The organism is Propionivibrio sp., from assembly GCF_016790145.1.
In the GTDB taxonomy this organism is placed as follows: Bacteria; Pseudomonadota; Gammaproteobacteria; order Burkholderiales; family Rhodocyclaceae; genus Propionivibrio.
In genome coordinates this window covers 1-9113 of sequence record NZ_JAEUOI010000057.1, presented here as the reverse complement: position 1 = coordinate 9113, position 9113 = coordinate 1, and the positions used below count along the sequence as shown (strand labels likewise).

7 protein-coding genes are annotated in these 9113 nt (G+C 59.4%); 2 read left to right on the top strand and 5 right to left on the bottom strand.

Annotated elements, in window-relative coordinates; all coding sequences use genetic code 11:
* The coding region (locus tag JNM42_RS05610; RefSeq protein WP_294267466.1) for a sugar nucleotide-binding protein at nt 1-518 on the bottom strand (518 nt) is incomplete at its 3' end.
* Nucleotides 515-1582, bottom strand: coding sequence for a dTDP-glucose 4,6-dehydratase (gene rfbB, locus JNM42_RS05605; protein WP_294267462.1), 1068 nt, complete (start codon nt 1580-1582; stop codon nt 515-517). The genes rfbB and JNM42_RS05610, both read right to left, overlap by 4 nt.
* 237 nt (nt 1583-1819) lie before the next feature.
* Here rfbB and waaC point away from each other — a divergent pair, with 237 nt between their 5' ends.
* Together waaC and waaA are read left to right on the top strand one after the other, a co-directional pair.
* A complete protein-coding gene (gene waaC / locus JNM42_RS05600; protein WP_294267460.1) occupies nt 1820-2773 on the top strand; it encodes a lipopolysaccharide heptosyltransferase I in 954 nt (317 codons plus the stop codon).
* Nucleotides 2770-4047 (top strand): lipid IV(A) 3-deoxy-D-manno-octulosonic acid transferase, encoded by a 1278-nt coding sequence (gene waaA, locus JNM42_RS05595; protein WP_294267472.1) that lies wholly within the window; start codon nt 2770-2772, stop codon nt 4045-4047. Before waaC ends, waaA begins: the two co-directional genes overlap by 4 nt.
* Here waaA and JNM42_RS05590 read toward each other — a convergent pair.
* The 3 genes from JNM42_RS05590 to JNM42_RS05580 all read right to left on the bottom strand — a co-directional run.
* Nucleotides 4022-5368: a TolC family outer membrane protein gene (locus JNM42_RS05590; protein WP_294267458.1), complete on the bottom strand. Its 1347-nt coding sequence runs from the start codon at nt 5366-5368 to the stop codon at nt 4022-4024. The two genes, waaA and JNM42_RS05590, sit on opposite strands and share 26 nt — an antisense overlap.
* A gap of 22 nt (nt 5369-5390) precedes the next feature.
* Nucleotides 5391-6056 (bottom strand): protein-L-isoaspartate O-methyltransferase, encoded by a 666-nt coding sequence (locus JNM42_RS05585; protein WP_294267469.1) that lies wholly within the window; start codon nt 6054-6056, stop codon nt 5391-5393.
* Nucleotides 6057-6256: 200 nt separating this feature from the next.
* A partial coding sequence (locus JNM42_RS05580; RefSeq protein WP_294267455.1) for an efflux RND transporter permease subunit occupies nt 6257-9113 on the bottom strand: 2857 nt, incomplete at its 5' end.

The following is a 9113-nucleotide window of genomic DNA, read 5'->3' as shown; positions in this document are numbered from 1 at the left end:
CGCTCTTGCGCCAGACGAAGCATGGTCTTGGCGAAATTCGCACCACGCGCCGCATAGACCCAACTGGTGCGCAAGATCAAATGTTTTTCACAGCGAGCGACGGCCAGCTCGCCGTCAAGCTTGGTTTTCCCATAAACGCTGAGCGGCCCGGTGGCATCGGTCTCCAGCCAGGGTTTTTCACCACTCCCATCGAAAACGTAGTCGCTCGAATAGTGCACCAGCCAGGCATCGAGTTCCTGAGCTTCATCCGCCAGTACGCCGGGGGCCAGTGCGTTGATCCTGCGCGCCAGTTCAGGCTCTGACTCGGCCTTGTCGACCGCCGTATAGGCGGCGGCATTGACGATGACGTCCGGTGCCACGCGCCGGACCGTCCCGGCCAGGCCAGCGCGGTTGGTAAAGTCGCCGCACAGTCCGTCGGCACTGTCGCAATCGAGGGCAATCACCTGCCCCAGCGGCGCCAGGCTGCGTTGCAATTCCCAGCCGACTTGACCGCTTTTGCCGAACAGCAGGATCTTCATTCGCTTCTCCCCCCGTAGTTTTTCTCGACCCAATCCCGGTAAGCGCCCGATTGCACATTACCCACCCAATGCTGATGATCAAGATACCACTGCACGGTCTTGCGGATACCGGTAGTGAAGGTTTCCGCAGGTCGCCAGCCGAGTTCGTGCTCGATTTTGCTCGCATCGATGGCGTAGCGCCGATCATGTCCCGGCCGATCGGTAACGTAGGTAATCTGCTCATGATAGGGCTTGCCGTCGGCACGCGGGCGCAGTTCATCGAGCAAGCCACACACGGCATGAACAATATCAAGGTTCGGCTTCTCGTTCCAGCCACCGATGTTATACGTCTCGCCAAGGCGACCGTCGGCGAGGACGTGCCGGATCGCCACACAATGATCCGTGACATACAGCCAGTCGCGTACCTGCTGTCCATCGCCATAAACCGGCAGCGGCTTGCCGGCCAGCGCATTGACGATCATCAGCGGGATCAGTTTTTCGGGAAACTGGTAAGGGCCATAGTTGTTGGAGCAATTGGTGGTCAGCACAGGCAGGCCGTATGTGTGGTGGTAGGCGCGCACCAGATGATCGGACGCCGCCTTGGACGCCGAGTATGGGCTGTTCGGCTCATAGCGATTGGTTTCCTTGAACGCCGGGTCGTCAGCCGTAAGCGAGCCATAAACCTCGTCAGTCGAAACGTGCAGAAAGCGAAACGCCGACTGTTCGGCATCGCTCATCGAGGTGAAAAAGGCACGCACGCTTTCGAGCAGGTTGAAGGTGCCGACGATATTGGTCTGGATAAATTCGCCAGGGCCATGAATCGAGCGATCGACGTGGCTCTCTGCGGCAAAATTGATCACTGCGCGCGGTCGATGCTTTTGAAGCAAACCGTCAATCAGTTGCGGATCTCCGATATCGCCATGGACGAAGGCATAGCGCGGATCACCGACCAGCTCGGCCAGATTTTCCAGGTTGCCGGCGTAGGTCAGATTGTCGAGGTTAAGTACCAGCTCGTCGCTCTCGCGCAGCCAGTCAAGAATGAAGTTGGCACCAATGAAGCCTGCCCCGCCTGTCACCAGAATCAAGACTATTCCTTTCGAGTTAAGTATAAATACCGTGTCGCATATAAAACCACTACAGCCACGGCTAGAGCGAGTGTAGAAATTATTTGTAGCTAGCCGACGTATCCAGAGGCGTCGGGTTTCGCTATCGTTAATCCAACCTACTTATTTTGCATTATTACGGTAGGCGAAAGGGTTTCAAATTCCAGCCATTCAATCTCTTATAATGCAGCCTTTCCTGTTTCGCTATTTTACTCGCCGATGCGCATCCTGTTGGTCAAAACCTCGTCGCTGGGCGATGTCATTCATAACCTGCCAGTCGTTAGCGATCTTCGCCGTTGTTTTCCCGAGGCCAGGATTGACTGGTGCGTCGAAGAAGCGTTTGCCGATATCCCGCGTCTGCATCCGGATGTCAGCGAGATCGTCACCGTCGCTCTCCGGCGCTGGCGAAAAACGCCGGGGCATTGGAATACCTGGCGCGAGATTGGCGCATTGAGGAAACACCTTGGGCAGACACCCTACGATGCCATCCTCGATACGCAGGGTCTGATCAAGAGTGCGCTGATCGCCAGACAGGCGAGCGGCAGACGCTACGGCTACGCGGCGGAAGTCGCACGCGAACCCCTGGCCGCCCGCTTTTACGATGAAACCTTCGTCATCCCGCCCAACGCACACGCCGTTGTACGCAATCGCTGGCTGGCTGCTGCTGCCTTCAACACCCCTGTCGACTTGCCGCTGGATTACGGCGTCATTAGTCCTGCCGTAAACTTCCCCTGGCTCGCCAAGGGAAGCCATGTCGTTCTGCTAACAGCGACCAGCCGCGATGACAAGCTGTGGGCTGAAGGCAACTGGATGCTTATCGCCCAGGCCCTGATCAACCGTGGACTGACCCCGGTTTTCCCGTCGGGCAATGCGCTTGAACGGCAGCGTGCCGAGCGAATTGTCGCTGCCGTTCCCGGTGCCATCGTCGCCCCTCCGCTGAGCCTGCATGAACTGGCCGGCCTGATCGGCGGGTCCGGTCTGGTCATCGGCGTCGATACCGGACTGGCCCACCTGGCCACGGCGCTGCGCGTGCCGACCATTGCCCTTTACATTTCAACCGATCCGGCACTCACCGGTGTCTATGGAACCGGTTCATTCCACAACCTCGGTGCGCCGGGTCACCCGCCAACTGCGGCCCAAGTCATGACCGTGGCAGACCAGAAACTGCGCTGATGCCGCGATTTTTCTATTCCCTGCTTTTCTACCTCGTCCAGCCGCTCGTCTGGCTTCGCCTGTTGTGGCGTGCGCGCAAGCAGCCGGAGTATCTGCGGCACCTTGGCGAACGCTATGGTTTCCATTCCCAGGCTGCTCCAGGCCGGCTGCTCTGGCTGCATGCCGTTTCGGTGGGCGAGACGCGCGCAGCGGAGCCGCTGATCAAGGCACTGCTTGACGAGTATTCGGATCACTCGCTGCTGCTCACGCACATGACGCCGACCGGTCGGGCAACCGGCGCCGAACTGATCGCCAAATACGGTCCCCGGCTGATGCAGGCCTACCTCCCCTACGACCTGCCCGACGCCTGCGGCCGTTTCCTCGACCACTTCAAGCCGCGCCTCGGACTGCTCATGGAGACTGAGCTATGGCCCAACCTGATCGCCGCTGCCAGGCAGCGCAACCTGCCCTTGTCGCTGGTGAACGCCCGTCTTTCCGCACGTTCGCAACGCGGCTACCAGCGATTATCGCCGCTCATGCGCCCGGCACTCGACACGCTGCGCGCCGTCGCGGCACAAACACCCACCGATGCGGAGCGGCTGCTGGCGATCGGTGCCCGGCGCGTCAGCGTTTGCGGCAACCTCAAGTTTGACGTCACTCCGTCAGCGGAAAAATTGCAACTCGGCGCCGAGTGGCGGCGCGAACTCGGTTCGCGCCCGGTGTGGCTGGCCGCCAGCACGCGTGAGGGCGAAGAAGTGCTCATCCTCGACGCCTTCGCCCGCATCAATCGGCCCGATTTGCTTCTGTTGCTGGTACCACGCCACCCGCAACGTTTTTCCGAAGTGCTCGCGCTGGTTCAGGGACGCAAGTTCGCGTTTTGCCGGCGTAGCGAGGGCTCACTGCCGTCACATATAACTCGGGTCTTGATTGGTGACAGCATGGGCGAAATGCCCGCCTATTTCGCACTGGCGGATGTGGCATTGATCGGCGGAACGCTGTTGCCCTACGGCGGACAGAATCTGATCGAGGCCGCCGCCTGTGGCTGCCCGGTACTGGTCGGCCCGCATACCTTCAATTTCGCTCAGGCGACTGAAGACGCGATAGCTTGCGGCGCGGCGCGCAGGATCGCCGATGCGGATGACGCCGCAAGCGAAGTCGGGAAGCTGCTGGAAAATCGGGAAGCCCTGCACTCGATGCGCGCTGCCGCCGCCAGTTTTTCTCAGGCGCATCGCGGTGCGACGGCCAGAACACTGGCGCTGATCCGTGAAATTACGGCGCCTCGAACAGCGGATTGATCTGTTCCAGATCGGCCTCGCCGAGCGATCCGACGGCGGCTTTCAGCCTGAGCTGCGAAAGCAGGGTGTCAAAGCGTGCCCTGGCCAGATCGCGCCGGGTCAAATAAACCTGTTGCTCGGCGTTGAGCACGTCGATAATGATGCGCACGCCCACATCGAGACCCAGCTTGTTCGATTCGAGCGCGCTGATGCTCGAAATCAGCGCCGCATCGAGCGCCCGCACCTGGGCCAGGCCATTCACCACGCCGAGATAGGATTGCTGCACGTAGAGCGCGGCCGTCCGTTTGGCGCTTTCAAGCGTCGCTTCGGCGGCATTCCGGTTGGCCACCGCCTCGCGCGTCTTGGAGTTGACGTAGCCGCCCTGAAATATCGGGACATTGAGCTGCAAGCCTATATTTCGCGCTGTTGTTTCCAGACTATCGTTACCTACAAACGAAAGCGCAGAATTATTTTTACCGTAATTGGCGACAACATCGATCGTCGGGTAATGTCCGGCGCGCATGCGCTCTACTTCCTTGGCGGCTACCTCAGCCGCTGCCTGCTGGGCCTGGACGGTGAAGCTGTCCTGGACGGCGGCATCGACCCACTTGTCCATGCTGGCCGGTTGCGGCGGCTTCAGTTCGGCCTGTGGCTTGAGACGATTGAGTTCGCCGGAATCCTTGCCGACGATGACACGCAGCGAGTAACGCGCTACTTCCAGATCACTTTCAGCCTTGATTTCCTGAGCACTCGCCAGATCGAAACGCGCCTGGGCTTCCTGGGAATCGGTAATGGTTACCGTCCCGACCTCGAAGCTCTTTTTTGCCTGCTCGAGTTGCTGGCCAATCGCCTCCTTGTTGGCGCGTACCGCCTTCAGACTCTCCTGAGCATAGAGCACGTCGAAGTAGGCCTGGGCAACGCGCAGAATCAAATCCTGCGACGCCTGCGCAAAATTCGCCTCGGCCTGCACCACCTGCAATTTGCCCTGACCGTACTGCATGAAATTCTGCCAGCGGAACAAGGGCTGCGTCAGATTGACGTTATAGGCGTTGCTGTTGAAATCCCGGCTCGCATTCACCTTATTACCCAGATTCGTTCCGTTGTACTTGTTTTCGTTCCACACCGTATTGGCTGTTGCACTGACGGTCGGCAACAATCCGGCCAGCCCTTGCGGCCCTTTTTCGCGTCCGGCCTCCGCCGCTGCCCGAGCCGCCATATACTGCTGGTCGTTGGTCAACGCCTCCCGATAGACCTGCATGAGGTCTGCCGAAAACGCCGGCGCCGCATAGAGCAATGCTCCAAGCAGGAGAGACAGGCGGCTTGCCGATGCTTTCAGACCCATGCTGCTGACCTCATTACACATGCTAGAAAACAAATCTGTCGCTCTGCGTGGCGTTGGCCAGCGGCGCAATGACGGTTTCAAAAATATTGATCGTGTTGTACGCATTCTCTGCGGTGCGCATCACCAGCTGCACCTGCATGGCCGGCACCTCGCCGACAACGGCCACCAGCCGGCCACCGATCTTGAGTTGACGAAGTATCGCGTCGGGCAACACCGGTGTCGATGCCGAGATCATGATCGCATCATACGGTGCCCTGGCCGGCCAGCCTTGCGCACCGTCTCCGGTCTCGACCCGGACGTTGGCGACTCCGGCACGCTGCAAGTTGCTTCTGGCCATCTCGGCCAGGCCCGGATCGATTTCGACGCTATAAACGTACTCGGCCTTCGCCGCGAGAAGGGCCGCCATATAGCCGCTACCGGCACCAATCTCGAGTACCGTATCCGTATTTCTGACGCCCAGTTCCTGCAGCATGCGGGCTTCAATCTTTGGCGCAAGCATCTTCTGGCCGGGATTGCCGCTGGTTCCAATAGGTATTTCGAGATCGGCAAATGCCAGATCCTTGTACGCGGCAGGAACGAAATCCTCGCGCTTGACCAGCGACAACAGGCTCAGCACGGTGGGATCCAGCACCTGCCAGGGACGGATCTGCTGTTCGATCATGTTGAAACGTGCTTTTTCGATGTTCATCGTCGCTGCGACCATGGTATTCCCCGTTACAAAAGTTATATTAGCACAAACTTATATACATTGACTCAACAATCGGTGATTATACAGTTGCGCAAGTCGGGTTAGCTGCGTAACCCAGGAGGATTTGCTTAGCGGCATAACCCGACAATCGGCGGTATCGACTACCGTCGTCGGGATATGCTCCGCCGAAAATCCCTTCACTAAGCACCGGACACCCCTTGCGCTATTTTGTCGACCGGTTTCACCCGATACCACGCCGCATAAAGCGCCGGCAGAAAAAACACCGTCAGCAGCGTAGCCACCAGCAAGCCGCCCATGATGGAGAAGGCCATTGGCCCCCAGAACACGCTGCGCGTCAGCGGAATCATGGCCAAAATGGCGGCGGCGGCGGTCAGCATGATCGGACGGAAGCGGCGCACGGTCGAACCGACAATAGCGTCCCAGGTCGGCTTGCCGGCCTTTTCGTCCTGTTCGATCTGATCAACAAGAATCACCGAGTTGCGCATGATCATCCCGGACAGTGCAATTACACCGAGGTTGGCAACAAAACCAAAGGGAACGTTGAACACCAGTAACGCAATCGCCACCCCGATCAGACCGAGCGGTGCGGTGAGCAGAACGAGAACGGTACGCCCGATATTCTGCAACTGGATCATCAGCAGGGTCACGACGCCCATCAACATCATAGGCATCACGGCTTTGATCGAATCCTCGCCCTTGGCCGCTTCCTCTGTTGCCCCGCCAAGTTCGATACGGAATCCCGGCGGCAGTTTTTCACGCACGGCATCGAGCTGTGGGTTGATCTGTGCAGAAACCACCGGCGCCTGAACGTGGTCGCGAATGTCGGCGCGTACCGTTACCGTCGGCAACCGGTTGCGACGATTGATCAGCCCGTCTTCGAGTTCGTAATGAATCTTCGCCACTTGGGCGAGCGGCACATAGCGTCCACTGGCCGTGCGGATGGTGATGTCGGCCAGCGCAGACAGGCGGGCGCGCTCGTCGCCGCGGGCGCGCACCACCACATCGATCAGTTGATCGCCCTCACGCATGGCAGTGATGCTGGTACCGGAGAGCAGCAGGTTGATCGAATTCGACAGATCGAGCGAGCTGATGCCGAGCGCACGCGCGCGATCCTGGTCAATCTCCAGACGCACGGTCTTGCCCATCTCGTTCCAGTCGAAATTCACGCCCTTCACGTGCGGATTGGCGCGCATGACGGTAGCCACCTGTTCGGCGGCATGGCGCAGTTCGTCGATGTTTTCACCGGATACGCGGAACTGGATCGGGTAGCCGACCGGCGGGCCATTTTCCAGACGCAGTACGCGTACCCGCGTATTGGCCAGGCCGGTCTGCCAATCGGCATTCTCGGCCGAGAAATGTGCTTCCAGCCGTCGTTTCAGATCCTCGCGCGCCTCGATGCCGTGGGTGACCACGACAAACTGCGCAAAATTGTCATTGAACAACTGCTGATCGAGTGGCAAATAGAAACGCGGACTGCCATTGCCGATGTAGCTGGCAAACTGCTTGACCGACTTCTTCATTTCCGGCTCGTTGAGCAACAGTTGCTCGATCTTCATGGCCTGCGTCTCGGTCGCCGTCAGCGACGCCCCCTGCGGCAACCACAGATCGACCAGCAATTCGGGGCGCGCCGACGCCGGAAAGAACTGCTTCTGAACGCCCGTGCCGAGGGCCGCCAGCGACAGGATAAAAGCGACAAGCGTCGCGCCAATCACCAGCCAGCGATGCCGAACGCACCAATCGACACTGGCGTGCACCCGCCGATAGAACGGTGTTTCATAGATATCGTGCCCATGCTCCAGCGCCCTGGCCTGCAACTTCTTTGCATCGAGAATCTTGTAGCCGAGATAGGGCGTAAACACCACCGCCACGACCCAGGAAACGATCAGTGCAATGCTCACCACGGCAAAAATCGAGAAGGTATATTCACCCGCACCGGACCTGGCAAATCCAACCGGGGTAAAGCCGGCGACCGTGATCAGGGTGCCGGTGAGCATCGGAAAGGCCGTCGAGGTGTAGGCGAAGGTTGCCGCCCGGAAGCGATCCCAGCCCTGTTCCATTTTGACCACCATCATCTCGACGGCGATGATCGCGTCATCAACCAGCAAACCGAGCGCGATAATCAGTGCGCCGAGCGAAATACGCTGCAAATCAATCCCGAACAGTTCCATCAGCAGGAAAGTAATCGCCAGCACCAGCGGTATTGACAGCGCCACCACCGTCCCCGTGCGCAGCCCCAGACTGAGGAAGGAAACGGCCAGCACAATGACGACGGCTTCGCTCAATGACGACATGAACAGGCTGATCGACTGGAGAACGATTTCCGGCTGATCGGCCACGATGTGAATATCAATACCCTGGGGCAAATCCTTCTGCAGACGCGCCACCTCGCTGCGCAGCCGCTCGCCGAGCCTGATGACATCGCCGCCCTTGTTCATGGCGATGGCGATACCTACCGCCGGCTGCCCCTGAAAGCGCATTCGCGGTGCCGGCGGATCGACAAATCCGCGTTTGACGGTGGCGATATCGCCCAACCGGAAAAGTCGCCCGCCCGCCTGAATACCGGTCGCCTGGACGCTTTCAAGCGAGCTGAAATCGCCGGACACGCGAATGCGCACACGATCCGACGCCGTCTCGAAGAAACCGGAAGGGGCCATCGCGTTCTGTTTTTGCAGCGCGTCGAAAATCAGCAGCGGGTCGAGACCGAGCGAGGACAATTTGGTGTGCGAGATCTCGACGAAGATCTTTTTGTCCTGAACGCCGATCAGTTCAACCTTCTTGACGTCCGCCACCCGACGCAACTCGCGCGCCACGCGATCCGCCTCCTGACGCAGCCGGGCGAGGTCGAATCCGTCGCCGGTCAAGGCAAAGAGATTGATGAAGGTATCGCCGAATTCGTCGTTGATGAACGGCCCCTGCACCCCGGACGGCAGGGTGTGCCTGATATCGCCGATCTTCTTGCGCACCTGATACCAGGCGTCCGGCACTTCCTTCTTCGGCGTGTAGTCCTTGAGGACAATGAACACCAGCGACTCGCCG

What these genes read in the sequence shown, in the direction of transcription:
- waaC (WP_294267460.1), top strand. Translation starts at nt 1,820, where the DNA reads ATGCGCATCCTGTTGGTCAAAACCTCGTCGCTGGGCGATGTCATTCAT.
- JNM42_RS05590 (WP_294267458.1), bottom strand. Translation starts at nt 5,368, where the DNA reads ATGGGTCTGAAAGCATCGGCAAGCCGCCTGTCTCTCCTGCTTGGAGCA.
- JNM42_RS05585 (WP_294267469.1), bottom strand. Translation starts at nt 6,056, where the DNA reads ATGAACATCGAAAAAGCACGTTTCAACATGATCGAACAGCAGATCCGT.